This window comes from Pseudomonas gozinkensis (assembly GCF_014863585.1).
Classification (GTDB): Bacteria; Pseudomonadota; Gammaproteobacteria; order Pseudomonadales; family Pseudomonadaceae; genus Aquipseudomonas; species Aquipseudomonas gozinkensis.
This window is the reverse complement of the sequence record NZ_CP062253.1, coordinates 6,117,901-6,141,938: the sequence shown is the minus strand read 5'-3', so window position 1 is coordinate 6,141,938 and position 24,038 is coordinate 6,117,901. Positions and strand designations below refer to the sequence as shown.

The window sequence follows — 24,038 nt, the reverse complement described above, 5'->3', positions numbered from 1 at the left end:
TTCATTTGAGTTTCCGGTCAATTTTTCGCAATGCTGAAAAGCATGAGTATGTAAGTCGGAGGTTTTTCCGTATGTCCAATTCTTTGCAACCTGCGTATGCATTGGTTCCAGGCGCAAACCTGGAAGCCTACGTGCACACCGTCAACAGCATTCCATTGCTGACGCCGGAGCAGGAGCGTGAACTGGCCGAGAGTCTCTACTATGAGCAGGATTTGGGGGCGGCTCGGCAGATGGTGCTCGCCCACCTGCGGTTTGTCGTACACATTGCCCGTAGCTATTCCGGCTATGGTCTGGCTCAGGCTGACCTGATCCAGGAAGGCAATGTCGGCCTGATGAAGGCCGTGAAGCGTTTCAACCCGGAAATGGGTGTGCGTCTGGTGTCCTTCGCGGTGCACTGGATCAAGGCCGAAATTCACGAGTTCATCCTGCGCAACTGGCGGATCGTGAAAGTCGCGACCACCAAGGCCCAGCGCAAGCTGTTCTTCAACCTGCGCAGCCAGAAGAAACGTCTGGCCTGGCTGAACAACGAGGAAGTCCACCGTGTGGCGGAAAGCCTCGGCGTCGAGCCGCGTGAAGTGCGTGAGATGGAAAGCCGCCTGACCGGCCATGACATGGCCTTCGATCCGGCTGCCGAAGCCGACGACGACAGCGCTTTCCAGTCGCCGGCCAACTACCTGGAAGACCACCGGTACGACCCGGCGCGTCAACTGGAAGATGCCGACTGGAGCGACAACTCCAATCACAACCTGCACGAAGCGCTGGAAGTGCTGGACGAACGCAGCCGCGACATCCTCTACCAGCGCTGGCTGGCAGAAGAGAAAGCCACGCTGCACGACCTGGCGCAGAAGTACAACGTGTCGGCCGAGCGGATCCGTCAGCTCGAGAAGAGCGCGATGAACAAGCTCAAGTTGTCGATTGCCGCGTAATCGGTAGTCCGGTAATAAAAACGCCCCGATCAGTGATGATCGGGGCGTTTTTGTGTGCGTGTCAGAAAGTCATTGGGCCCACGGTGCCTTGCGCGAATCATTGAGTGTCAGCAGGTAGCTGTCCCCGCCCAGCTGGCTCATCTGCTGGCGAATCCATCCGGCCCGGCGTGAAACATAGGATGTCGGGTGGCTGGCGCTCCAGACCCGGGGATTGGGCAATACGGCCGCCAGATAACTCGCCTGCTGCCGCGACAAAGACTTGGCGCTTACGCCAAAGTGATGCCGTGCCGCCGCTTCGGCACCAAACACACCGTCATCCCATTCGACACTGTTCAGATACACCTCAAGGATGCGCTGCTTGGGCCAGAACACTTCGATCAGTGCGGTGAACCAGGCCTCCAGGCCTTTGCGCAGATAGCTGCGACCGGACCACAAAAACAGGTTCTTCGACACTTGCTGGCTCAGGGTGCTGGCGCCGCGAATCGACCCGCCGAGTTCGTTGTGGGCCAGTGCGGCCTTGATTGCACTCAGGTCAAAACCCCAGTGCTCGGGGAATTTCTGGTCTTCGCCGGCAATCACCGCGACCTTCAGGTCATCGGAGATCTCGTCCCACGGCTTCCACGTGCGTTGCAGGTCGATCGGCTCGCCGTCGACCCAGGATTCGATCTTTCGCTCGACCATCAGCGCCGTGCCCGGTGGCGGCACGAAGCGAAACACCAACACCAGCAATACGCTGCCGCCCGCTAACCAGAGCAGGGCCTTCGTGAAACGACGGAGAAATGAACGCAGCATAGAGATGGCTTGGCCGAACCGGTTGAGCGGGCCATTATACAGACCCTGCCGATCGAGTCTGACTGGAGTTCTACATGCTGCGTAGCTTTCTGATGCTGGCTGCCTTCTTTGGTTTCACGGGTGTCGGCCTCGGCGCATTCGCCGCCCATGGCCTGAAAAACCGCCTGACCCCGGAGTACCTGGCGATCTTCCACACCGGCGTCACCTACCAACTGGTGCACGCGCTGGCGCTGTTCGGCGTGGCGCTGCTGGCCACCCAGCTTCAGGGGCGTCTGGTCGCCTGGGCCGGGATCTCGTTCACCGTTGGCATCCTGTTGTTCTCTGGCAGCCTGTACCTGTTGACCACCATCGGTATCGGCAAGCTCGGCATCATTACCCCGTTCGGTGGTCTGGCGTTCCTGATCGGCTGGCTGTGCCTCGGACTCGCCGCCTGGCGCCTGCAGCCAACCGCTTGACGCTTGGTGCTGACCTTTAGGTCATGATCGGGCTAGAATGCCACCCCCTAAAAAGTGATGGCGGCGTTGCGCATGCGCATTCAGTTGAACGGTGAGTCCTTTGAACTGCCCGACGGTGAAACCGTTGCGGCCCTGCTGACCCGTCTGGATCTGACCGGACGCCGCGTCGCGGTCGAGCTCAATCTGGATATCGTCCCGCGCAGCCAGCATGCCGACACCACTTTGAACGACGGCGACAACGTCGAAGTGGTGCACGCCATCGGCGGCGGCTAGCTGTCCGGCCTGCATGGGCCGAGAATTCTGCAAGACCCTCACCCCAACAGAGGATTTCCCATGAGCATCGTTCGTAGCGACAAGCCTTTCGTTCTGGCCGGTCGTACTTACCAGTCGCGTTTGCTGGTCGGTACCGGCAAGTACCGTGACATGGAAGAGACCCGTCTGGCCATCGAAGCCTCGGGTGCCGAGATCGTCACCTTCGCCGTGCGCCGCACCAACCTGGGCCAGATCGAAGGCGAGCCGAACCTGCTCGAAGTGCTGTCGCCGGATCGCTACACCTTCCTGCCGAACACCGCCGGCTGCTACGACGCGGTCGAGGCCGTGCGCACCTGCCGCCTGGCCCGTGAGCTGCTCGATGGCCACAATCTGGTGAAGCTGGAAGTGCTGGCCGACCAGAAAACCCTGTTCCCCAACGTGATCGAAACCCTCAAGGCCGCCGAAGTGCTGGTCAAGGAAGGCTTCGACGTGATGGTTTACACCAGTGATGACCCGATCATCGCCCGGCAACTGGCGGAAATCGGCTGCATCGCGGTCATGCCGCTGGCCGGTCTGATCGGCTCGGGCCTGGGGATCTGCAACCCGTACAACCTGCAGATCATCCTCGAAGAAGCGAAAATCCCGGTGCTGGTGGATGCCGGTGTCGGCACCGCTTCCGACGCCACCATCTCGATGGAGCTGGGCTGTGATGCGGTGCTGATGAACTCGGCCATCGCCCACGCCCAGCAGCCGATCATGATGGCTGAAGCCATGAAACACGCGATCGTCGCGGGCCGCCTGGCCTACCTCGCCGGCCGCATGCCGAAAAAACTCTATGCCAGCGCCTCTTCGCCGCTGGATGGTCTGATCAAGTAAGAGCTATTGATGACTGAATCGAACGACACGCCAATCCAGACGGAAGAAGGCGACGAGCGCCAACACCGTCGCATCAAGAGTTTCGTGATGCGCGCCGGGCGCATGACCGAAGGCCAGCAGCGCGGCCTGGATCAGGGCGCGCCGAAGTTCGTCCTGCCGCTGGCCGATGCGCCGGTGGATTACGACCAGGTGTTCGGCCGCTCCGCGCCGCGTTCGCTGGAGATCGGTTTCGGCATGGGCCACTCGCTGCTGGAAATGGCCGCCGCTGCGCCGGAACAGGATTTCATCGGTGTCGAGGTTCACCGTCCGGGTGTCGGCGCGCTGCTCAACGGCGTGCTGACTCAGGGCCTGACCAACCTGCGGGTCTACGATTGCGACGCGATCGAAGTGCTCAACCGCTGCATCGCCGACAACAGCCTTGATCGCCTGATGTTGTTCTTCCCGGATCCGTGGCACAAGAGCCGTCACCACAAGCGCCGCATCGTTCAGGCGTCCTTCGCTGAACTGGTGCGCAGCAAGCTGAAAGTCGGCGGCATTCTGCACATGGCCACTGACTGGGAGCCGTACGCCGAATACATGCTGGAAGTGATGAACGTCGCCCCGGGCTATCGCAACCTCGCCGAAGACGGCAAGTGCGTGCCGCGCCCGGCCGAACGCCCGATCACCAAGTTCGAACGCCGCGGCGAACGTCTTGGGCATGGCGTGTGGGATCTGAAGTTCGAAAAGCTCGCTTAAGCATCACGCAATAAAAAACTGTGGGAGCGAGCTTGCTCGCGATTGCGGTCTGGCAGTCAACGAAGATGTTGAATGTTATGACGCTTTCGCGAGCAAGCTCGCTCCCACATTTGTTTTTGTGTGCTGAGGACATTACAGAATCGAGATGTAGCGCACTGGGACTCGCTCTGTCAGCCAGACGCCATTCTCGGCCTGATAGAACCTGAAACCCTGTTCCTGCATTTGCCGCGCGGCGACTTGCAGAATCACGACCGTTCCGTAACGTTGCCCAACCGCTGAAGCGGTGGCAGTTTCTTGGGACAAATGCACGTGATGACGTGACCCCGGGATCAATCCCTGCTCGTTGATCGAGTCCATGAAACGTGTCGCCGTGCCGTGGTACAGCGTTTCCGGAGGCTGCTTTTCTTCGAACTGCAGTTCCACGCTTTTCGTCGAGTGGCCCTGTACGGCACGAATCGACTGGCCATCTGCGGAGATCGAAAAGCGCTTCTTGTCACTGCTCGCCACGACGTTTTCAATCAGCGTGCGATCCAGCGTTCTGCCGTCCCGCGCCGCGCCATCGATCAAGGCGTCGATGTTCGTCCAGCCTTCAGAGTCCAGCGTCAGGCCGATCGCCTGAGGCTCATGACGCAGCACGAAGCTGAGAAATTTGCTTGTTTCGTCCAGCAGTTTCTTGCTCATGAACTTCCCTGTCTGTTCTCAATGCGCGATCAGCGGCGATCCGCGACCACGCCAATCAACACCAGCACCACCAACAACACCGGCGCCAGGCTGTAGTTGTTGAACTGGCTCAGCCCCTTCACCACCCAGGGCGTGGCGTAGATCAGCGCTGCGCCGCTGCCGATCATGCACAGCAGGGCCATCAACGGGACGCGCAGGGCGCCGGCGATGCTGCCCAGGCGTTGCTCGACCCAGCCCTTGAAGTCGGCGCCGAACAGCACCAGCAAACAGCCCACCAGGGCCAGAGCGATTTCCGAGAGGTTGCTGCGGCTCCAGCGGGACACGGTGGCGAGCAGGTCGAGTATCAAATCCATGCGGTTTCCTTAAGAGCGGTCAGCTCAGAAATTTCTGCAGCAAGTCGTTGAGGAACAGTTGTCCGCGCTCGGTGGCCGCCAGACGTGACGGTTCGACCTGCAACAGACCGCTTTGTTCTGCCTCGCGCCGGTGTTCGTCGAGGCTCTCCAGCGGCAGGCCGGTGCGCTCCGGGTACAGGCGCGATTCGACGCCGGCGGTCAGGCGCAGGGCGTTCATCAGGAACTCGAACGGCATCTCGTCGTTGGTCAGGGCTTTCTCGCCGGCCTGGAAGCTTTTGGCCGGGTTGAGGTAGTCCTTCGGCAGGCGCGTCTTCCAGGTGCGCACGATGCGCCCGTCCGGGTGGCTGAGCTTGCCGTGGGCGCCGGCGCCGATGCCGATGAAGTCGCCGAAGCTCCAGTAATTGAGGTTATGCCGCGCCGGGCGACCGGGTTGCGCATAGGCCGAAACTTCGTACTGCGCGTAACCGTGCTCGGCCAGCAGCGCTTGCCCGGCCTCTTGAATGTCCCACAGCGTGTCGTCTTCCGGTAGCACCGGCGGCTGGTTCCAGAACACGGTGTTCGGCTCCAGCGTCAGCTGATACCAGGAAATGTGCGTCGGCTTCAGGTCGATAGCCTGGCGCAGATCGCTCAAGGCATCGTCCAGCGACTGGTCCGGCAGGCCGTGCATCAAGTCGAGGTTGAAATTATCGAACCCGGCCTGACGCGCCATGCCAGCGGCGCGTACCGCTTCGTCGCCGTTGTGGATGCGGCCGAGGGCCTTGAGCTTTTCCTGCTGGAAGCTCTGGATGCCGATCGACAGGCGATTGATCCCCAGTTTGCGGTAGGCGACGAACTTCTCCTGTTCGAAGGTCCCGGGGTTGGCTTCCAGGGTGATTTCGATGTCATCGGCAAACGGAATGCGTTGTTTCACACCTTCGAGCAAGCGGCCGAGGGCTTCGGCACTGAACAGGCTCGGTGTGCCGCCGCCAAAGAAGATCGAACTCAGCTCACGGCCATACACCGCGTGCAGATCCTGATCGAGGTCGGCCAGCATCGCGTCGACGTATTCCTGCTCCGGCAGCACCGGGCTGGCGGTGTGGGAGTTGAAGTCGCAATAGGGGCATTTGCGCACACACCACGGGATGTGGATGTACAGCGCCAGGGGCGGCAGCGTCGGCAACGGCGCCCGAGGCGAGGAGGCGGCGCCGCCGATAATCAGCGACGACGCGCAGGAGCTATCGGTCATTTCAAGCCCAGACGCTGGCGCAGCAGATCCATTGCACGGGCGCGGTGGCTGATCTGGTTCTTGTCGCTCGGGCTCAGCTCGGCGCTGGACACGTTGCGCTCCGGCACCCAGAACAGCGGGTCGTAGCCGAAACCGTGCTCACCGCTGGCGGCGGTCAGGATGCGCCCGTGCCACAGGCCTTCGCAGAGGATCGGCAGCGGATCGTCGGCGTGACGCACCAGCGCCAGCACACAGACGAACTGCGCGCCGCGCTCGGCTTCAGGCACATCCTTCAAGGCGTCGAGCAGCTTGGCGTTGTTCGCCGCGTCACCCTTGCCGTCGGCGTAGCGCGCCGAGTAGATGCCCGGCGCACCGCCGAGGAAATCCACCGCCAGACCCGAATCGTCGGCCAGCGCCGGCAGCCCGGAGATGCGAGCGGCATTGCGCGCCTTGAGGATCGCGTTCTCGACGAACGACAGACCGGTTTCTTCCGGCTCCACGCTGCTGAATTCGCCGATCGAGCGCAGTTGCACCGATTCGCCGAGCATGGCCTGGAGTTCCTTGAGTTTGCCGGCGTTATGGCTGGCCAGTACGAGTTGCGTGAGATTGATCATTGGCCAGGGAAAAGCTCTTGGTTGAAATTGATGGTGTTGATCTTGTCGCCGTTCTGCACCTTGATTTCAAAGGTGCGGGTTTCCTGCTGCTCCACCGGGTACTGGGCGATGTAGTAGATCGCGCCTTGCTCGGTGATCTGGCGGAAGGTCAGCGGCACGCTCTGGCTGGTCAGGTCTTTGACGGTGCCGGTGACTTGGGCGATCAGCGGTTTGCCGTCCTTGATCACCGAGACATTGATCACGCCCTGGTTCTTGCTGCGGATCAGCTCGGCAGCCTTGGCGATGTCGGGCGTCAGGAAGGTGGAGTTGAAGGTGTTGTAATGCACGGTGACATCACCGAACACTTCCTTGCGTTCGCCCTTGATGGCATCGGCGGCCACGGCCGACAGGCTCAGGCAGGCGGCCAATAGCACGGTAATCAAGCGTCCCATGTTCGTTCTCCTCGCAATGTCGTGGTTCAGACCGCGATTCTGTGATCCGCAAGCCCCGGGCTGCTGACGCGGTAGATACCGATCTCACCTAACAGATTAGGCCATAGCTTACTGGCCCACCCGTGGCGGTGCTGTTGATCCACGGCAAGCCGATCAATGACCTTCGCCTCACGTTCGCGACAAAGTTCTTCAAAGTCTTCGAAGGTGCAGAAGTGGATGTTCGGCGTGTTGTACCAGGTGTACGGCAGGAACTCGGACACCGGCATCCGGCCCTTGCTCGCCAGGTACCAGCGGCAGCGCCAGTGACCGAAATTCGGGAAGGTGATGATGCACTGGCGCCCGACCCGCAGCATTTCGTCGAGGATCTTGTCCGGGTAATGCACGGCTTGCAGGGCCTGGGTCATCACCACGATGTCGAAGCTGTTGCTGGCGAAGTTGCCCAGGCCCTTGTCCAGGTCCTGCTCGATGACGTTGACGCCCTTGGCCACGCACTCGGCGATGTTGTCCGGGTCGTTTTCCAGGCCGTAGCCAGTGACTTGTTTGTGGTCGCGCAGCCAGGTCAGCAACTCGCCGTCGCCGCAACCGAGGTCGAGCACGCGGCTGCCGGCGGGGATCCATTCCTGGATGATTTCCAGATCAGCTCTCATGGCTTTCTCACAACGTAATGCGGTTCATGTAATTGCCGAACGCCTGCAAATAACGCGGGATCGGAATCAGGAAGGCGTCGTGGCCCTGCGGCGCATCGATTTCCAGGTAGCTGACGTCCTTGCGCGCGGCCATCAGCGCGTCCACCAGTTCCCGCGATCGGGCCGGGGAGAAGCGCCAGTCGGTGGTGAACGACATCACGCAGAACTTCGCTTTGGCACCTTCGAAGGTTTTCGCCAGGTTATCGTTGAAGTTCGCCGCCGGATCGAAGTAGTCCAGCGCCTTGGTCATCAACAGATAAGTGTTGGCATCGAAGCGCCCGGAGAACTCTTCGCCCTGATAGCGCAGGTAGCTTTCGACCTGGAACTCGACGCTGTGGAAGTCGTAGTTGAGCTTTTCGCTCTTCAGGCCGCGGCCGAATTTCTCGCCCATGGAGTCGTCGGACAGGTAGGTGATGTGCCCGACCATCCGCGCCAGCATCAGGCCGCGCTTGGGGATGACGCCTTGTTCCTGGAACGAGCCGCCGTGGAATTCCGGGTCGGTTAGGATCGCCTGGCGCGCCACTTCGTTGAAGGCGATGTTCTGCGCCGACAGCTTGGGGGCCGAGGCGATGGCCAGGCAGTGGCGAACGCGATCCGGATACGTGATGGTCCATTGCAGCGCCTGCATGCCGCCCAGGCTGCCGCCGATCACCGCCGCCCACTGGCCGATGCCGAGCAGGTCGGCCAGACGTGCCTGGCTGTGCACCCAGTCTTCCACGGTCAGCACCGGGAAGTCGGCGCCGAACGGCTTGCCGGTTTCCGGATTGAGGCTGCTCGGGCCGGTGGAGCCGTTGCAACCGCCGAGGTTGTTCAGGCTGACCACGAAGAACTTGTTGGTGTCGATCGGTTTGCCGGGGCCGATGCAGCTGTCCCACCAACCGGGCTTGCGGTCGTCGACGCTGTGGTAACCCGCAGCGTGGTGATGGCCGGACAGGGCGTGGCAGATCAGCACGGCGTTGCTCGCTTGCGCGTTCAGCGTGCCGTAGGTTTCGTAGATCAGGTCATAATCGGCCAGCGAACGGCCGCAGGCCAGGGCCAGCGGTTCGCTGAAGTGCGCCGTTTGCGGCGTCACCAGACCAACAGAATCGGGGGGAAAGGCAGCTGGCATCGACCCTGCTCTCGTTGAAATGAGGCGTAAGTCTAAAGACCGGTGGGGTTAGCGGCAAGCAACGATCAGGCCTGATTTGCGCTCGTTCCCACGCTCTGCGTGGGAACGCCTCATTGGACGCTCCGCGTCCGCTTCGGCAGGGACGCGGAGCGTCCCGGGATGCATTCCCACGCAGAGCGTGGGAACGATCAAGGTAAAGCCAGACCCGGCAAGTCCGGCAGCTTTTTCGGTGCGCTGATGCGCACTCGCTTCTGCCGGTTCAGCTCACCGCCGATCAGGCTGACCTGACTTTTGGAGACCCCGAAAGCCTTGGCCAGAAACCCCATCAGGTATGCATTGGCCTTGCCTTCGACCGGCGGCGCGGTCAGGCGGATCTTCAAGCGATCACCGTGCAGCCCGCAGAAATCATCGCTGCGGGCGGCCGGTTGCAGGTGACACTCCAGAATCAGGTCGTCACCGTCCCAGCGAAACCAGCTCACATCAGCAGGCGCAGGATTTCCGGCATCATCGTCATCACCGCGAGGTTGTTGATCACCAGCATGTCGATCAGCTTCAGCACGAGGAAGGCAAAGATCGGCGACAGGTCGAGACCGCCGAGGTTCGGCACGATGCGGCGGAACGGCGCCAGAGCCGGTTCACAGATCTGGTTTACCAGTTCGGCGCCCGGATTGTGGCTGCCCGGTGCGACCCAGGACAGGATGATGCTGATGATCATGGCCCAGAAGAAAATCTTCAGGAACAGCGCCGTCACGCCGATCAGCGACCAGATCAACAGTTGCAGCGGATTACCGGTGGTGCCGTAGGTCAGCAGCAGGGTCAGCGCCATCAGCGCCAGTTGCACGAGGATCGCCAGCACCAGCGACGACATGTCGAGGCCGAACAGGCTCGGAATGATCCGGCGCAGTGGCTTGAGCAGTGGCTGGGTAGCCTTGACCACGAACTGGCACAGCGGGTTGTAGAAGTTCGCCCGCACCAGTTGCAGGACGAAGCGCAGCAGCACGATCAGCAGGTACAGACTGCCGAGGGTTTGCAGCACGTAAACCGCTACGGTGTTCAATCCAATCATGTAAGGCTCCTTATTTGCCCAGTTGTTCGGCCATTTCGGCCGAGCGGTGCGCGGCGGCGCCGAGTGCTTTTTCCACCAGGGCTTCGAAGCCACCGGCCTGGAACGATTTGATCGCAGCTTCCGTGGTACCGGCCGGCGAGGTCACGCGGCGGCGCAGTTCGGCGGCGTCGACGTCGCTGGATACCGCCATGTGCGCGGCGCCCAGAGCGGTCTGCAAAGTCAGTTGCTCGGCGGTTTCTTTCGGCAAACCGAGTTTGACGCCGGCGGCGGTCATGGCTTCGATCAGCAGGAAAAAGTACGCCGGGCCGGAACCGGAGACGGCGGTGACCGCGTCCAGTTGCTGCTCTTCGTTCAGCCACAGGGCGATGCCCACGGCGGACAGCAGTTCTTCAGCCTGTTGGCGTTGTTCGGCACTCACTGCGCTGGTGGCGTACAAACCGCTCACGCCCTGGCGCAGCAGCGCCGGGGTGTTCGGCATGCAGCGCACGATCGGCTGCTCGCCAAGCCATGCAGTCATGCTGGCGCAGGTGATGCCGGCGGCAATGGAGACCACCAGTTGATTCGGTTTCAGGCTCGGGCGAATCGCTTCGCACACAAGCTTCATGGCTTGTGGCTTGACCGCCAGTACCACCACGTCGGCGCCGTCGATAGCCTGGGCGTTGTCGGCGAAGGTTTCGATGCCGTGTTCCGCGCTGACTTTGGCGCGGGTCTCTTCGCCCGGATCGCTGGCGCGAATGTGTGCAGCTTCCAGACCCTTGGCCCGCAGGCCGCCGATCAGGCTGGCGGCCATGTTGCCGGCACCGATAAAGGCAATACGCGTGTTGCTCATGTCAGGTCCTTATCTGGAAATGTTCAAGATTGGGAATAGTCGCGGGCGCCGAACAGGGCCGTACCGATACGGACCCAGGTGGCGCCCTGGGCAATGGCCGACTCGAGGTCGTGGCTCATGCCCATGGAAAGTGTGTCGAGTGGCAGATCGAGGCTGGCCTGCAACTTCTGAACGGCAGCGAATGCAGCATCCTGCTCGGCGCGATCTTCGGTCGGCTCGGGAATCGCCATCAATCCGCGCAGCTTCAAACGCGGCAGGGCGCTGATGGCCTGGGCCAGGGCCGGCAGGTCTTGCGGCGTACAGCCGGACTTGCTGGCTTCACCGCTGACGTTGACCTGAATGCAGATATTCAGTGGCGGCAGATCCGCCGGGCGTTGTTCGGACAAGCGTTGGGCGATTTTCAGACGATCCACGGAGTGCACCCAGGCGAAATGCTCGGCAATCGAGCGGGTCTTGTTCGACTGAATGGGGCCGATGAAGTGCCAGATCAAGGGAAGGTCGGCCAGTTCGAGCTGTTTGCCCAAGGCCTCTTGCAGATAGTTCTCGCCGAAATCGCGCAGGCCGGCGGCGTACGCTTCGCGCAGGGCTTGTGCAGGTTTGGTCTTGCTCACGGCCAGCAGCTGGACGCTGTTTTCATCGCGTCCGGCGGCTTGGGTGGCGTTACGGATTCGCGAACTAACCAGTTGAATGTTGTCTGCTATCGTGGACATCAAGAGGCGCCAGCGGTCTGAAGGTTCGCGGCATTCTACTGGAATTGAGGGACGCTATGGATATCACTGAACTGCTGGCCTTCAGCGCCAAACAGGGCGCTTCCGACCTGCACCTGTCGGCCGGTCTGCCGCCGATGATCCGCGTGGATGGCGACGTGCGGCGGATCAATCTGCCGGCGCTGGATCACAAGCAAGTACACGAGCTGATCTACGACATCATGAACGACACCCAGCGGGTGGACTTCGAGAAACATCTGGAAACCGACTTTTCCTTCGAAGTCCCCGGCGTGGCGCGCTTCCGGGTCAATGCCTTCAACCAGAACCGGGGCGCCGGTGCGGTGTTCCGGACCATCCCGTCGAAAGTGCTGAGCATGGAAGACCTCGCCATGGGTGACGTCTTTCGCAAGATCACCGATGCGCCACGGGGGCTGGTGCTGGTGACCGGCCCGACCGGCTCCGGCAAGTCCACGACCCTGGCGGCGATGATCGACTACCTCAACACCCATCGCCATCACCACATCCTGACCATCGAAGATCCGATCGAATTCGTCCACGAATCGCGCAAATGCCTGATCAATCAGCGCGAAGTCCACCGCGATACCCGCAGTTTCGCTACGGCGCTGCGGTCAGCGCTGCGCGAAGACCCGGATGTGATCCTCGTGGGTGAGATGCGTGATCTGGAAACCATCCGCCTGGCGCTGACGGCGGCCGAGACCGGGCACCTGGTGTTCGGCACGCTGCACACCACATCGGCGGCCAAGACCATCGACCGGGTGGTGGACGTGTTTCCCGGAGACGAGAAATCCATGGTGCGCTCGATGCTCTCGGAGTCGTTGCTGGCGGTGGTGTCGCAGACGCTGATCAAGAAGATCGGCGGCGGCCGGGTGGCGGCGCACGAAATCATGCTGGGCACGTCGGCGATCCGTAACCTGATCCGCGAGGACAAGGTGGCGCAGATGTATTCGGCGATACAGACCGGCGGCTCCCTGGGGATGCAGACACTCGACATGTGCCTGAAGGATCTGGTGACCAAGGGCTTGATCAGCCGCGAGCACGCGCGGGAAAAGGCGCGCACGCCGGATAATTTCTAGACAAAAAAATCGCAGCCCGTGGGCTGCGATTTTTTTGTTCTGATCGTTCCCACGTCGAGGCGTCGAACCGTCCGCGTGGGAATGCAGCCCGGGACGCTCCGCGCCCCAAAGCGGACGCAGAGCGTGCGGACGAGCCAGCTTCAGCGCTGAACGACGCGCATCTGCCCCTGTTCCTTCGGCAATACGCGTTTGGCTACGACGTAATGCTTTTCCCAGTACGGCTTGTTCAGTGTGTCGATGCTCACCGACTTGCCGCGCCGTGGCGCATGGATGAAACGGTCGTTGCCCAGGTAGATGGCAACGTGATTGACCCGACGGCTCTTGATGTTGAAGAAAATCAGGTCGCCCGGCTTCAGGTCCTTGCGTTCGACTTTCTCGCCGTGACCGCTGGCCATGGCGTTCGAGGTGCGTGGCAGGTCGAACGTGGCGTCGTTGAACGCGTATTTCACCAGACCGCTGCAGTCGAAGCCTTTACTCGGGCTGCTGCCGCCCCAACGGTATGGCGTACCGAGGACGTTTACCGCGCGACTGAGGACGTTGCTGCTTTCCTTGGTCGCCATCGGTGGCACCAGCTTGCTGCGGCCGTTGCTGCTCAGCGTGGTGTGTTTGACCTGTTTGCCTTTGTTCGAAGGAGCAGAGGCATGGGATTTGGGGGTGAAACCGTTAACGTTGGGAAGACGTTGCTCACGATTGGTGGCGTGGGCGGCCAGTGGCATTAATAGGCAAATGGTCAGCCATGTCTTGAAAAATGGACGCATTAGGCAGGGCTCTTGTGTGTTAGCGCGCAACTTTATAACAGCTTTTTTGTCACTTCCGAGGCCGTTGGTCGATTCAATCGGGTGCCAACGGAACCAAATAAGCGGCAAAAAGACGCAATTGTCGGACAGAAGTCCGGTGCTATAAGGCTTTGACGGGAGACACGGTAGCATTTGCCATACGTCGGCTACCTGTAAAAAAGTCACAAAGAATTAAAGAATATTTATCTATCGCGTGAATCGAGGTCTTAATGAACAGCTATCAGCTGCCCCGTGTGAAGGAAAAAGACACCCACAGCAAGGTGATCGGCTACCTGTTGTGGATTTTCGGTTTCACAGGCTCGCACCGCTTCTATTACGGCAAACCGGTAACCGGCACGATCTGGTTTTTCACCTTCGGGTTGCTGGGGATCGGCTGGCTGATCGACGTGTTCCTGATCCCGGCGATGGATCGCGAAGCCGACCTGCGTTTCGCCGCGGGCCCTATCGAGTACAACGTGGCGTGGATTCTGCTGACCTTCCTCGGCGCGTTCGGCGTGCACCGGATGTATCAGGGCAAGTGGATCAGCGGGGTGGTGTATCTGCTGACCGGCGGGTTGTTCTTTCTGGGGGTGCTGTATGACTTCTGGACGCTGAACGATCAGGTGTCGGTGCGTAACGCCGAAGGGCGGGGCGCCTTCCAATAAAGCTTCGCGAGCAAGCTCGCTCCCACAGGGTTCGTGGTGACCTTGTGGGAGCGAGCTTGCTCGCGATTGGGGGCAACTCGGTATCAAGCCTGATGGCTGATCCGGCCATCCACCAGCGTGTAACGCACCACACCCGGCAGGCTATGGCCGAGGAACGGGCAGTTCTCGCCCTTCGACAGCCAGGTTTCGCCGGCAACGGTCGAAGCCTTCGGATCGAACAGCACGATATCCGCCGCGCCACCCACCACCAGTTTGCCCGCCGGCAGGCGCAGGGCCTCGGCCGGGCCGGCGCTCAGGCGGGCCAGCAGGGTCGGAAGATCCAGTAGACCGTCCTCGACCAGCGTCATCGCCAGCGGCAGCAGCAGTTCGACGCTGCTGATGCCCGGCTCGGTCGCGCCAAACGGTGCCAGTTTGGCATCGCGCTCATGGGGCTGGTGATGGCTGGAAATGGCCGAGACCACGCCGGACTTCACCGCTTCACGCAGACCATCGCGGTCGGCGCGGGTGCGCAGCGGCGGTTGCACGTGGTACAGGCTGCTGAAGTCGATCAGCGCTTCGTCCGTCAGGATCAGCTGATACAGGGCAACATCCGCCGTGACTTTCAAACCACGGGCCTGAGCCTGAGCGATCAGGGCCACGCCGCGAGCGCTGGTCAGCTGGCTGAAGTGCGCGCGCACGCCGGTCTGCTCGACCAGCAGCAGATCCCGGGCGAGGGCCACGGTTTCAGCGGTTTCCGGAATACCCGGCAGGCCGAGGAAGCTGGCGGTGGCGCCTTCGTGGGCCAGGCCGCCGTCGGCGAGGTCGTGATCCTGCGAGTTGAAAATCACCGTCAGGTCGAAGGTCGCCGCGTAATCCAGCGCCCGGCACAGGGTACGGGTGTTGCGGAAGCTTTCGAGGCCGTTGCCGAACGCCACACAACCGGCGTCGCGCAGGGCAACCAGTTCGGCCAGCTGTTCACCATCCAGACCTTTGCTCAGGGCACCGATCGGGAACACCTTGGTGTTGCCGGCCTCGCGGGCGCGGTCGAGGATCAGCTCGGCCACGGCGGAGGTGTCGAGCACCGGTTTGGTTTTCGGCGGGCAGCACAGGCTGGTCACACCACCGGCCGCCGCAGCGCGGGTTTCGCTGGCGATGGTGCCTTTGCGGCTGTAGCCCGGCTCGCGCAGGGCGACGTTGAGGTCGACCAGCCCCGGAGCGGCCACCAGGCCTGTGGCGTCGATGGTTTCGACGGCGGTGAAACCGGCCGGTGCAGCGCCGAGGGCGACGATCTTGCAGGCTTCAACGTGAATATCGGTGATTTGATCCAGGCCGCTGCTTGGATCGATGACGCGGGCGCCGAGAATGCTGAGCTTCACTGGGCGTTCTCCTGCTCGAATTGACGCTGCGCTGTTTGTCCGCTCATGGCCATGGACAGCACGGCCATACGGATCGCGATGCCGTAGGTGACTTGATTGAGAATGACCGAGTGCGGGCCGTCGGCCACTGCCGACTCGATCTCCACGCCACGGTTGATCGGCCCCGGGTGCATGACGATGCAATCGGGTTTGGCGCCGGCCAGGCGTGCGGTGGTCAGGCCGAACAGGCGGTAGAACTCGCCTTCGCTCGGCAGCAGGCCGCCGGTCATGCGCTCACGCTGCAGGCGCAGCATGATCACCACGTCGACGTCTTTGAGGCCTTCGGTCATGTCGGTGTAGACCTTCACGCCGTATTGCTCGATGCCGATTGGCAGCAGGGTTTTCGGCGCGATCACGCGGATGTCCGGGCAGCCGAGGGTCTTCAGGGCGAGCATGTTCGAGCGCGCCACCCGCGAGTGCAGGATGTCGCCGACGATGGCCACCGAAAGGTTCTCGAAGCCGCCCTTGTGACGGCGGATGGTCAGCATGTCGAGCATGCCCTGGGTCGGGTGCGCGTGCCGGCCGTCGCCGCCGTTGATGATCGCCACTTGCGGGCAGACATGTTCGGCGATGAAGTGTGCCGCGCCCGAGTCACCGTGGCGAACGACGAACATGTCGGCGGCCATGGCTTCCAGGTTGCGCAGGGTGTCGAGCAGGGTTTCGCCCTTGCTGGCCGACGAGGTCGACACGTTCAGGGTGATCACGTCCGCCGACAGCCGCTGGGCCGCCAGTTCGAAGGTGGTGCGGGTGCGGGTCGAGTTTTCGAAGAACACGTTGCACACGGTCTTGCCGCGCAACAACGGGACCTTCTTCACGGCCCGGGCACCGACTTCGAGGAACGAGTCGGCGGTGTCGAGGATTTCCGTCAGCAACTCGCGGCGCAGGCCGTCGAGCGAGAGGAAGTGGCGCAGCTGGCCCTGATCATTGAGCTGCAGCGGGCGCTTGGTATCTAGAGGCGTCATCGCGAGGGGGACTCTCAATAGGGCGGATTAAAGGGCAAGGTCTTGCAGTTCGAGGGCCAGCTCCGGCCCGGACAGCTTGACCCGCTCGTGGGCGGCCAGCGACAGGGTCGCGCCGACCACGTTCGGGCGGATCGGCAGTTCGCCGGCGTCCAGGTCCAGCAGGCAGACCAGCGTCACGCTGGCCGGGCGGCCGTAGTCGAACAGTTCGTTCATGGCGGCGCGAATGGTCCGGCCGCTCATCAGTACGTCGTCGATCAGCACCAGATGCTGGCCTTCGATTTCGAAGGGCAGGGCGGACGGGCGCACTTGCGGGTGCAGGCCGTTCTGGCTGAAGTCGTCGCGGTAGAAGGAAACATCCAGCGTGCCCAATGGCGCGTCGCTGCCCAGCTCTTCGAGCAGGGCCTGGGCGACCCAGACGCCGCCTGTGCGGATGCCGATGTAACGCGGTTCGCTGATCTCACGCTGGGCAAGGTGCGCCTTGAGGCGGGTCGCCATCTGGCTGATCAGATCGGCGGGATTGGGCAGGCTCATGGTTGCTCCTTCTTGGGGTCGAGCCGGTTCTCGCGAACCGGGGCTCGGGTTGTAACCAAAAGAAAAGCGCCGTAGCGCTTGTCAGGATTCAAATAGTGCGGTGTTTTCGTCGAGCCAGCCTTGCAGCAGCAGGGCGGCGGCGATGGCGTCCACCGGGTTGTCGCGGTAGCTGCCTTTCTGTCCGCCGCGCACCAGTCGCTCGCCCTTGGCTTCGAAGGTCGTCAGGCGTTCGTCGTGGGTATAGAAAGGCAGGTTGAAGCGGCCGTTGAGGCGCCGGGCGAATTTCTCGGCGCGGGCGCACATCTCGCTGGGCGTGCCGTCCATGTTCAGCGGCAGGCCGACCACCACGGCGTCGGGTTTCCATTCCTTTATCAGGGCTTCGACCTGATTCCAGTCCGGCACACCGTTTTGCGCCTTCAAGGTGCACAGTTCGCGGGCCTGGCCGGTAATCACCTGGCCGACCGCCACGCCGATCTGTTTGGTGCCGTAGTCGAAGCCGAGGATCAGGCGCAGGGCCATCAGGCGTGTCCTGCCTGGCTGGTCAACAGGCTGAGGTTGATCCCCAGGTGTTTGGCCGCCGCTTCCAGGCGCAGTTCACTGCTGGTGTTGAACAGGATGTCGGCGTCGTACGGGCAGGTCAGCCAGGCGTTGTCGGCCAGTTCGGCTTCCAGCTGCCCGGCTTCCCAGCCGGCATAGCCGAGGGTGATCACGCTTTTGGCCGGGCCCACGCCGTCGGCGATGGCGAACAGCACGTCCTGCGAGGTGGACAGTGCCAGATCGCCGTCCAGTTCGACGGTGGCCTGGAACGTCTTGCCCGCCGGGTGCAGCACAAAGCCGCGATCGGTCTGCACCGGGCCGCCGATGAAGATCGGCACATGCTGGCACAGCGCTGGCGGGTCGATGTCCGGGCGCAGTTGTTCGAGGATGTCGGCCAGATTCAGCTCTTGCGGTCGGTTGACCACCAGCCCCATGGCGCCATTGGCCGTGTGCTCGACGATGTAGGTCAAGGTGTGGGCAAAGTTCGGGTCGGCCATGTGTGGCATGGCGATCAGGAAGTGATGCTTGAGGTAGCTGGGGCTGACGTTTTTCATGTGCGGTAGTGTGGCGTTCGGGGGGCGAACTGACAAGCTGGAGATGCTTACAACACTGTTCCAATGTGGGAGCGAGCTTGCTCGCGAAAGCGGTGGATCAGTCACATCAATGTTGCATGACACACCACATTCGCGAGCAAGCTCGCTCCCACAGGGGTTCTGCGGTGTGTCAGTTGCTCGAGAGCTTGTCACCGCGAGCGAATTTCCAGGTGCGGATGATTTCCAGCCGGTCGATGTCCGACAGGTCCCCGGTAAACGGTGCAAACGGTGCCGCCAGCCGCACGATGCGCTGCGCTGCCTGATCCAGCAGCGGCTGGCCGGAAGACTCCAGCACCAGCACTTCATACAGCGAGCCGTCGCGGTTGATCGACACCATCAGGCGCAGATTGCCGTAGATCTGCTTGCGCCGGGCTTCGTCGGGGTAATTGAGGTTGCCGATGCGCTCGACCTTTTTGCGCCACTCGTCCTTGTACCAGGCGCCCTTGTCGCGCATGGTCGAGGCGGCGCTCAGGCGGTGGATGCGCGGGCGCTTGGCGTACAGCTGTTGTTCGTTGGCCAGTTCGGCTTCGAGGCTGGCGATGTCGCTGGAGAGCTGCGAGCTGTCGAAAGTCGGGGCATCGACCGTCGGTTTGGTCTCGGTCTTCGCCTCTTCTTTTTTGGTCGGCGCCTTTTTCGGTTTTGGCGCGACGGTGGTCACGGCCGCCTTGGGCGCGGCTTCCTGCACTTCCGGCCTGGCGGCCGGCGGCGGGGTGACTTTCTTGACTTCATTTGCCTGGAACGGCGCGACCTCGGTGGTCTTGGGGATCGCCTTCTTGTCGAGGGTGCCGCTGCCCTCCTGGTTTTCCTGGGCGAGGAAGTCAGCCTTCGCCGGCTTCTTTTCGCTCTTGAAGGTGGCGAGGGTGATTTCCAGGGTTTTGCTGATCTGCTTGGGCTCGACCATGGTGAAACCCACGCCGAGCAGCAGCGCCAAATGGATCAGCGCCGCGAGAAACAGGGTAAATCCGAGGCGATCGACCGGGCGCACGCCTTTATGGGCGAGTTCAGCGGGCAGATCGGACGGAAGTGTCATGACAAGAAAACCAACATCGCGTTTTTCACAGGCCGCGCATGATAACGCAATGTTGGTTTCTCGCCTTGGGCTTCAAGCATCAAGCGACAGGCTGCATGTGACACACATCAAGCTTGCAGCTTTTTCTCGATGGCATCCATCAGCAGGCCGCCGATGTCGGTGCCGAAGGCGTTGTCGATCTCGCGGATGCAGGTCGGGCTGGTGACGTTGATTTCGGTCAGGTGTTCACCGATCACGTCAAGGCCGACGAACAGCAGGCCTTTCTCGCGCAAGGTCGGGCCGACCTGGGCAGCGATCCAGCGATCCTTGTCGGTCAACGGACGGGCTTCGCCACGACCACCGGCCGCGAGGTTGCCACGGGTTTCGCCCTGGGCCGGAATCCGCGCCAGGCAGTAATCCACCGGCTCGCCGTCGATCATCAGGATGCGCTTGTCGCCGTCCTTGATCGCCGGCAGGTAGGCCTGGCCCATGATCTGCTGGGCGCCGAGGGCGGTCAGGGTTTCCAGAATCACCGACAGGTTCGGGTCGCCGGCGCGGTGACGGAAAATCGAGGTGCCACCCATACCGTCCAGCGGCTTGAGGATCACATCGCCATGTTTGGCGGCGAATTCACGCAGCACGTCGGCGCGGCGGCTGACCACGGTCGGCGGCGTGCACTGCGGGAACAGCGTGGCGAACAGCTTTTCGTTGCAGTCACGCAGGCTCTGCGGCTTGTTGACCACCAGTACGCCGGCGGCTTCGGCCTGTTCGAGCAGGTAGGTGGAGTAGACGAACTCCATGTCGAACGGCGGATCCTTGCGCATCAGGATCACGTTCAGGTCGCTCAGCAGCGAATCCTGCTCGGCGCCCAGTTCGAACCATTTTTCCGGGTTGGCGAAGACTTTCAGCGGCTTCATCCGCGCCCGTGCCTGGCCTTCACCCTGATAAAGGTCTTTCTGTTCCATATAGAACAGTTCCCAGCCGCGCTTCTGCGCCGCCAGCAGCATGGCCAGCGAGCTATCCTTTTTATAGGAAATGCTGGCGATAGGGTCCATGACAATCCCGACGCGAACGCTCATTGGGTTTTCCTCGAAAATTGGCTACCGGATCGGTATGAAAAAAGTGCCGCCAGAGTGGCTCCGGGCGGGTTTTCGGTCAAGGAAAAACCCGTCGATAGATTGCTTCTGGAGACTGTGCTAAAAAGGCTCCCAACCGTGCTGGCCCTTGAGCATCAAGGGTTTCCAGCCATCAGTCATCGCAAAACGGACAAATTGATTCGCAAAGGCGACGGTAGAGCCCCCTTATGGAACAGCAGTCCAGCGCCTTGAAGGTCATGGTGATCGACGACTCGAAAACGATTCGTCGCACCGCCGAGACCCTGTTGAAAAATGCAGGGTGCGAAGTCATCACCGCGATCGACGGTTTTGACGCCCTGGCGAAGATCGCCGACCACCATCCCGGGATCATCTTTGTCGACATCATGATGCCGCGTCTGGATGGTTATCAGACCTGCGCTTTAATCAAGAACAACAACGCGTTCAAGGGCACGCCGGTGATCATGCTGTCGTCCCGGGACGGGCTGTTCGACAAGGCCAAGGGGCGGATTGTCGGTTCCGATCAATTTTTGACCAAACCTTTCAGCAAGGAAGAACTGCTCGACGCGATTTCGGCCCATGTTCCGGGCTTCGCTGCCGCTTTGCCGCAGTAAGACACGCACAGAGACGCTCGGCCAGCGGGCCCGGTGTCGACAAGAAAAATGGGGAAGACCATGGCACGTATCCTGATCGTCGATGATTCGCCGACCGAAATGTACAAACTCACCGGCATGCTGGAAAAGCACGGGCACGAAGTGCTGAAAGCCGAAAACGGCGCCGACGGCGTGGCCCTGGCCCGCCAGGAGAAGCCCGACGCGGTGCTGATGGACATCGTCATGCCCGGCCTCAACGGCTTTCAGGCTACCCGTCAATTGACCAAGGATGCGGAAACCAGCCACATCCCGGTGATCATCATCACCACCAAGGATCAGGAGACCGACAAGGTCTGGGGCACCCGCCAGGGCGCCAAGGACTACCTGACCAAACCGGTCGACGAAGACACGCTGATCAAGACCCTGAACAACGTGCTGGCCGGTTGACCGCGCCGCCATGAGTGAATCGCTGACCGCGTTCGAACTCTTGTGGCAGATCGACCAGCGCTGTCGCCTGCTGGCGGCGGACCTGCCGTCGCAACCGGCGCGCCAGGATCGCTGGAGCGGCATCGGCTTTCGTCTGGGCGAGCACTGGTACGTCACGCCGATGGGCGAAGTCAGCGAAGTGCTGCCCGAACTGCGTGTCACCCAGCTGCCGGGCGTCAAGCCGTGGGTCAAGGGCGTGGCCAACCTGCGCGGTCGCCTGCTGCCGGTCATGGACCTGTGCGGATTCTTCGGCCATGAGCTGTCACCGATGCGCAAACAGCGGCGGGTATTGGTGGTAGAGCATCAGGACGTGTTTGCCGGTTTGCTGGTCGATGAAGTCTTCGGCCTGCAGCACTTCGAGCAGGGCAGTTTCGAATCCGTCTCGATCAGCAAACGGCAAGGCTCCAAGGGCGAGTTCATCAAGGGCTATTTCCGGCGCGAGCAGAACTGGCGGGTGTTCAGCCTGTTTGCGCTGGCGCAGTCACCGAGTTTCATGCACGTCGCGGTTTAACAGGCGAGGACCGATGATCAAAGCAAAAACAGGCAAGCCCGCAGAAGGCTCGCGCAGCCGCTCGCAGATCATCGTGCTGTTCATCGCACTGATCGTGTTCATCATGCTGCTGTTCGCCAACTTCGCTTACCTCAACACCCAGGCCAACTACGACAAGCAGTACATCGGCCACGCCGGCGAGCTGCGGGTGCTATCGCAGCGGATCGCCAAGAACGCCACCGAAGCCGCCGCCGGCAAGGCTGCCGCATTCAAACTGTTGAGCGATGCGCGCAACGACTTCGCCCAGCGCTGGAGCTATCTGAAGAAAGGTGACCCGGCCACCGGTCTGCCGCCGGCACCGTCCACCGTGCGTCCGGAAATGCGCGCCGTGCAGCTGGACTGGGAACGCCTGCTGAAAAACACCGACGCGATTCTCTCCAGCGAACAGACCGTGCTGTCCCTGCATCAGGTGGCCGCGACTTTGGCCGAAACCGTGCCGCAGTTGCAGATCGAATACGAAAAAGTCGTCGAGATTCTCCTGCAACGCGGCGCTCCGGCGGCGCAGGTGGCGATGGCCCAGCGTCAGTCGCTGCTGGCCGAGCGGATTCTCGGCGCGGTCAACACCGTGCTGTCGGGCGATGAAAATTCCCAGCAGGCCGCCGACGCCTTCGGTCGCGATGCTGCGCGCTTCGGTCAGGTGCTTAACGGCATGCTGCAAGGTAACTCGACGCTGAAGATCAGTCAGGTCGAAGATCGCGACGCCCGCGCTCGCTTGAGCGAGATTTCCGAGCTGTTCCAGTTCGTCTCAGGTTCTGTGGATGAAATCCTCGAAACCTCGCCGGAGCTGTTCAAGGTCCGTGAATCCGCCACCAATATCTTCAGCCTGTCGCAGACCCTGCTCGACGAAGCCTCGCACCTGGCCACCGGTTTCGAGAACCTCGCCGGCGGGCGCAACACCGACACCATCGGCGGTTATGTGCTGGGCCTGCTGGCGCTGGCTTCGATCATCCTGATCGGCATGGTCATGGTCCGGGAAACCAACCGTCAGTTGCGCGAGACCGCCGAGAAGAACGAACGCAACCAGAACGCGATCATGCGTCTGCTCGACGAAATCGAAGACCTCGCCGACGGCGACCTGACCGTAACGGCCTCGGTGACGGAAGACTTTACCGGGACCATCGCCGACTCGATCAACTATTCCGTCGACCAGTTGCGCGATCTGGTCGCCACCATCAACCTCACCGCCGGCCAGGTCGCCGCTGCGGTGCAGGAAACCCAGGCCACCGCCATGCACCTGGCCCAGGCCTCTGAGCATCAGGCCCAGCAGATTTCCGAAGCTTCGACGGCGATCAACGACATGGCCCAATCGATTGATCAGGTGTCGGCCAACGCCGCCGAATCTTCGGCGGTGGCCGAGCGTTCGGTGGAGATCGCCAACAAGGGCAACGAGGTGGTGCACAACACCATCCACGGCATGGACAACATCCGCGAACAGATCCAGGACACCGCCAAGCGCATCAAGCGCCTGGGCGAGTCGTCCCAGGAAATCGGTGACATCGTCAGCCTGATCGATGACATTGCCGACCAGACCAACATCCTCGCCCTCAACGCGGCGATTCAGGCCTCGATGGCCGGTGACGCCGGGCGCGGTTTCGCCGTGGTTGCCGACGAAGTGCAACGGCTGGCCGAGCGTTCGTCCGCCGCAACCCGGCAGATCGAAACGCTGGTGCGGGCGATCCAGACCGACACCAACGAAGCCGTGATTTCCATGGAGCAGACCACCACCGAAGTGGTGCGCGGCGCGCGGCTGGCGCAGGATGCCGGTGTGGCCCTGGAAGAAATCGAAGGCGTGTCCAAGACCCTCGCGGCGCTGATCCAGAGCATTTCCAACGCGGCGCAGCAGCAGACGTCTTCGGCCGGGCAGATTTCCCTGACGATGAACGTGATCCAGCAGATCACCTCGCAGACGTCGTCCGGCTCCACGGCCACCGCCGAGAGCATCGGCAACCTGGCGAAAATGGCCAGCCAGTTGCGTCGCTCGGTGTCCGGGTTCACCTTGCCGGCGGCGGCGGCAGCGCCTGCCACGGACAAGGCGTGAG

Annotated in this window: 31 protein-coding genes; 11 read left to right on the top strand and 20 right to left on the bottom strand. The window is 61.9% G+C overall.

Features of this window, described 5'->3' with window-relative positions; all coding sequences use genetic code 11:
• Nucleotides 1–71 precede the first annotated feature (71 nt).
• Nucleotides 72–926 (top strand): RNA polymerase sigma factor RpoH, encoded by an 855-nt coding sequence (gene rpoH, locus IHQ43_RS27465; RefSeq protein ID WP_007953393.1) that lies wholly within the window; start codon nt 72–74, stop codon nt 924–926.
• Nucleotides 927–995: 69 nt separating this feature from the next.
• Here the strand turns inward: rpoH and mtgA are convergent, their stop codons facing one another.
• Entirely contained in the window at nt 996–1,718 is a 723-nt protein-coding gene (mtgA, locus tag IHQ43_RS27460) for a monofunctional biosynthetic peptidoglycan transglycosylase (RefSeq protein ID WP_192562728.1), read from the bottom strand.
• A gap of 74 nt (nt 1,719–1,792) precedes the next feature.
• Here mtgA and IHQ43_RS27455 point away from each other — a divergent pair, with 74 nt between their 5' ends.
• From IHQ43_RS27455 to trmB, 4 genes are all read left to right on the top strand, one after another.
• Nucleotides 1,793–2,173, top strand: a complete 381-nt coding sequence (locus IHQ43_RS27455; RefSeq protein ID WP_179693392.1) for a DUF423 domain-containing protein — start codon at nt 1,793–1,795, stop codon at nt 2,171–2,173.
• Nucleotides 2,174–2,245: 72 nt separating this feature from the next.
• On the top strand, nt 2,246–2,446 hold the full coding sequence (thiS, locus tag IHQ43_RS27450; RefSeq protein ID WP_007953386.1) for a sulfur carrier protein ThiS: 201 nt from the start codon (nt 2,246–2,248) through the stop codon (nt 2,444–2,446).
• A gap of 60 nt (nt 2,447–2,506) precedes the next feature.
• The gene (locus IHQ43_RS27445) at nt 2,507–3,301 is read left to right on the top strand and encodes a thiazole synthase (protein WP_007953385.1); all 795 of its coding nucleotides are present in this window, start codon (nt 2,507–2,509) and stop codon (nt 3,299–3,301) included.
• A 9-nt stretch (nt 3,302–3,310) separates the two neighbouring features.
• Nucleotides 3,311–4,036, top strand: coding sequence for a tRNA (guanosine(46)-N7)-methyltransferase TrmB (trmB, locus tag IHQ43_RS27440; RefSeq protein WP_085646976.1), 726 nt, complete (start codon nt 3,311–3,313; stop codon nt 4,034–4,036).
• 132 nt (nt 4,037–4,168) lie between these two features.
• On the opposite strand, the gene IHQ43_RS27435 is transcribed toward trmB, so the two are convergent.
• From IHQ43_RS27435 to IHQ43_RS27385, 11 genes are all read right to left on the bottom strand, one after another.
• Complete coding sequence (locus tag IHQ43_RS27435) at nt 4,169–4,717, bottom strand: RNA 2'-phosphotransferase (protein ID WP_192562727.1); 549 nt, start codon at nt 4,715–4,717, stop codon at nt 4,169–4,171.
• A 29-nt stretch (nt 4,718–4,746) separates the two neighbouring features.
• Nucleotides 4,747–5,070 carry a DUF3392 domain-containing protein gene (locus tag IHQ43_RS27430; protein WP_011336381.1) on the bottom strand — a complete coding sequence of 108 codons (324 nt, stop codon included), beginning with the start codon at nt 5,068–5,070 and terminating at the stop codon, nt 4,747–4,749.
• Nucleotides 5,071–5,089: 19 nt separating this feature from the next.
• A complete protein-coding gene (gene hemW / locus IHQ43_RS27425; protein ID WP_244142231.1) occupies nt 5,090–6,295 on the bottom strand; it encodes a radical SAM family heme chaperone HemW in 1,206 nt (401 codons plus the stop codon).
• Nucleotides 6,292–6,888 carry an RdgB/HAM1 family non-canonical purine NTP pyrophosphatase gene (gene rdgB, locus IHQ43_RS27420; RefSeq protein WP_115079511.1) on the bottom strand — a complete coding sequence of 199 codons (597 nt, stop codon included), beginning with the start codon at nt 6,886–6,888 and terminating at the stop codon, nt 6,292–6,294. Before rdgB ends, hemW begins: the two co-directional genes overlap by 4 nt.
• Entirely contained in the window at nt 6,885–7,319 is a 435-nt protein-coding gene (locus tag IHQ43_RS27415) for a DUF4426 domain-containing protein (RefSeq protein ID WP_192562726.1), read from the bottom strand. The genes rdgB and IHQ43_RS27415 overlap by 4 nt, the downstream gene beginning before the upstream one ends.
• Before the next feature lie 26 nt (nt 7,320–7,345).
• On the bottom strand, nt 7,346–7,966 hold the full coding sequence (gene metW / locus IHQ43_RS27410) for a methionine biosynthesis protein MetW (protein WP_192562725.1): 621 nt from the start codon (nt 7,964–7,966) through the stop codon (nt 7,346–7,348).
• A gap of 7 nt (nt 7,967–7,973) precedes the next feature.
• Nucleotides 7,974–9,113 (bottom strand): homoserine O-succinyltransferase MetX, encoded by a 1,140-nt coding sequence (metX, locus tag IHQ43_RS27405; protein ID WP_134022578.1) that lies wholly within the window; start codon nt 9,111–9,113, stop codon nt 7,974–7,976.
• A 188-nt stretch (nt 9,114–9,301) separates the two neighbouring features.
• Nucleotides 9,302–9,592, bottom strand: a complete 291-nt coding sequence (locus IHQ43_RS27400) for a DUF167 domain-containing protein (protein WP_192562724.1) — start codon at nt 9,590–9,592, stop codon at nt 9,302–9,304.
• Nucleotides 9,589–10,179 carry a YggT family protein gene (locus IHQ43_RS27395; RefSeq protein WP_192562723.1) on the bottom strand — a complete coding sequence of 197 codons (591 nt, stop codon included), beginning with the start codon at nt 10,177–10,179 and terminating at the stop codon, nt 9,589–9,591. The genes IHQ43_RS27400 and IHQ43_RS27395 overlap by 4 nt, the downstream gene beginning before the upstream one ends.
• Nucleotides 10,180–10,189: 10 nt before the next feature.
• The gene (proC, locus tag IHQ43_RS27390) at nt 10,190–11,008 is read right to left on the bottom strand and encodes a pyrroline-5-carboxylate reductase (RefSeq protein ID WP_192562722.1); all 819 of its coding nucleotides are present in this window, start codon (nt 11,006–11,008) and stop codon (nt 10,190–10,192) included.
• 23 nt (nt 11,009–11,031) lie between these two features.
• Nucleotides 11,032–11,718: a YggS family pyridoxal phosphate-dependent enzyme gene (locus IHQ43_RS27385; RefSeq protein ID WP_192562721.1), complete on the bottom strand. Its 687-nt coding sequence runs from the start codon at nt 11,716–11,718 to the stop codon at nt 11,032–11,034.
• 56 nt (nt 11,719–11,774) lie between these two features.
• Here IHQ43_RS27385 and IHQ43_RS27380 point away from each other — a divergent pair, with 56 nt between their 5' ends.
• On the top strand, nt 11,775–12,809 hold the full coding sequence (locus IHQ43_RS27380; RefSeq protein ID WP_007953348.1) for a type IV pilus twitching motility protein PilT: 1,035 nt from the start codon (nt 11,775–11,777) through the stop codon (nt 12,807–12,809).
• A gap of 140 nt (nt 12,810–12,949) precedes the next feature.
• Here the strand turns inward: IHQ43_RS27380 and IHQ43_RS27375 are convergent, their stop codons facing one another.
• Nucleotides 12,950–13,567 (bottom strand): C40 family peptidase, encoded by a 618-nt coding sequence (locus IHQ43_RS27375; protein WP_007953345.1) that lies wholly within the window; start codon nt 13,565–13,567, stop codon nt 12,950–12,952.
• A gap of 248 nt (nt 13,568–13,815) precedes the next feature.
• Here IHQ43_RS27375 and IHQ43_RS27370 point away from each other — a divergent pair, with 248 nt between their 5' ends.
• Entirely contained in the window at nt 13,816–14,250 is a 435-nt protein-coding gene (locus tag IHQ43_RS27370; RefSeq protein ID WP_192562720.1) for an NINE protein, read from the top strand.
• 83 nt (nt 14,251–14,333) lie between these two features.
• Here IHQ43_RS27370 and IHQ43_RS27365 read toward each other — a convergent pair whose 3' ends face one another.
• The 7 genes from IHQ43_RS27365 to gshB all read right to left on the bottom strand — a co-directional run bounded on the left by IHQ43_RS27365 (nt 14,334) and on the right by gshB (nt 20,355).
• On the bottom strand, nt 14,334–15,605 hold the full coding sequence (locus IHQ43_RS27365) for a dihydroorotase (RefSeq protein ID WP_192562719.1): 1,272 nt from the start codon (nt 15,603–15,605) through the stop codon (nt 14,334–14,336).
• Nucleotides 15,602–16,606 (bottom strand): aspartate carbamoyltransferase catalytic subunit, encoded by a 1,005-nt coding sequence (locus IHQ43_RS27360; protein WP_007913665.1) that lies wholly within the window; start codon nt 16,604–16,606, stop codon nt 15,602–15,604. Before IHQ43_RS27360 ends, IHQ43_RS27365 begins: the two co-directional genes overlap by 4 nt.
• Nucleotides 16,607–16,633: 27 nt before the next feature.
• Entirely contained in the window at nt 16,634–17,137 is a 504-nt protein-coding gene (gene pyrR / locus IHQ43_RS27355) for a bifunctional pyr operon transcriptional regulator/uracil phosphoribosyltransferase PyrR (RefSeq protein ID WP_192562718.1), read from the bottom strand.
• An 81-nt stretch (nt 17,138–17,218) separates the two neighbouring features.
• Nucleotides 17,219–17,656 (bottom strand): Holliday junction resolvase RuvX, encoded by a 438-nt coding sequence (gene ruvX, locus IHQ43_RS27350; RefSeq protein ID WP_007953334.1) that lies wholly within the window; start codon nt 17,654–17,656, stop codon nt 17,219–17,221.
• Entirely contained in the window at nt 17,656–18,228 is a 573-nt protein-coding gene (locus IHQ43_RS27345; protein ID WP_007953333.1) for a YqgE/AlgH family protein, read from the bottom strand. Before IHQ43_RS27345 ends, ruvX begins: the two co-directional genes overlap by 1 nt.
• A gap of 169 nt (nt 18,229–18,397) precedes the next feature.
• Entirely contained in the window at nt 18,398–19,297 is a 900-nt protein-coding gene (locus tag IHQ43_RS27340) for an energy transducer TonB (protein WP_192562717.1), read from the bottom strand.
• A gap of 107 nt (nt 19,298–19,404) precedes the next feature.
• Nucleotides 19,405–20,355, bottom strand: coding sequence for a glutathione synthase (gene gshB, locus IHQ43_RS27335; protein WP_192562716.1), 951 nt, complete (start codon nt 20,353–20,355; stop codon nt 19,405–19,407).
• Between the two features lie 224 nt (nt 20,356–20,579).
• Between gshB and pilG the strand changes: the two genes are divergently transcribed.
• Genes pilG through IHQ43_RS27315 form a run of 4 tightly spaced genes read left to right on the top strand, consistent with a single transcriptional unit; the run spans nt 20,580 to nt 24,037 of the window.
• Entirely contained in the window at nt 20,580–20,984 is a 405-nt protein-coding gene (gene pilG / locus IHQ43_RS27330) for a twitching motility response regulator PilG (protein WP_007953330.1), read from the top strand.
• Nucleotides 20,985–21,044: 60 nt separating this feature from the next.
• Nucleotides 21,045–21,410, top strand: a complete 366-nt coding sequence (pilH, locus tag IHQ43_RS27325; protein ID WP_007953328.1) for a twitching motility response regulator PilH — start codon at nt 21,045–21,047, stop codon at nt 21,408–21,410.
• A gap of 10 nt (nt 21,411–21,420) precedes the next feature.
• A complete protein-coding gene (locus IHQ43_RS27320; RefSeq protein WP_192562715.1) occupies nt 21,421–21,960 on the top strand; it encodes a chemotaxis protein CheW in 540 nt (179 codons plus the stop codon).
• 13 nt (nt 21,961–21,973) lie between these two features.
• Nucleotides 21,974–24,037: a methyl-accepting chemotaxis protein gene (locus IHQ43_RS27315; protein ID WP_192562714.1), complete on the top strand. Its 2,064-nt coding sequence runs from the start codon at nt 21,974–21,976 to the stop codon at nt 24,035–24,037.
• The last annotated feature ends 1 nt before the right edge of the window (nt 24,038 follow it).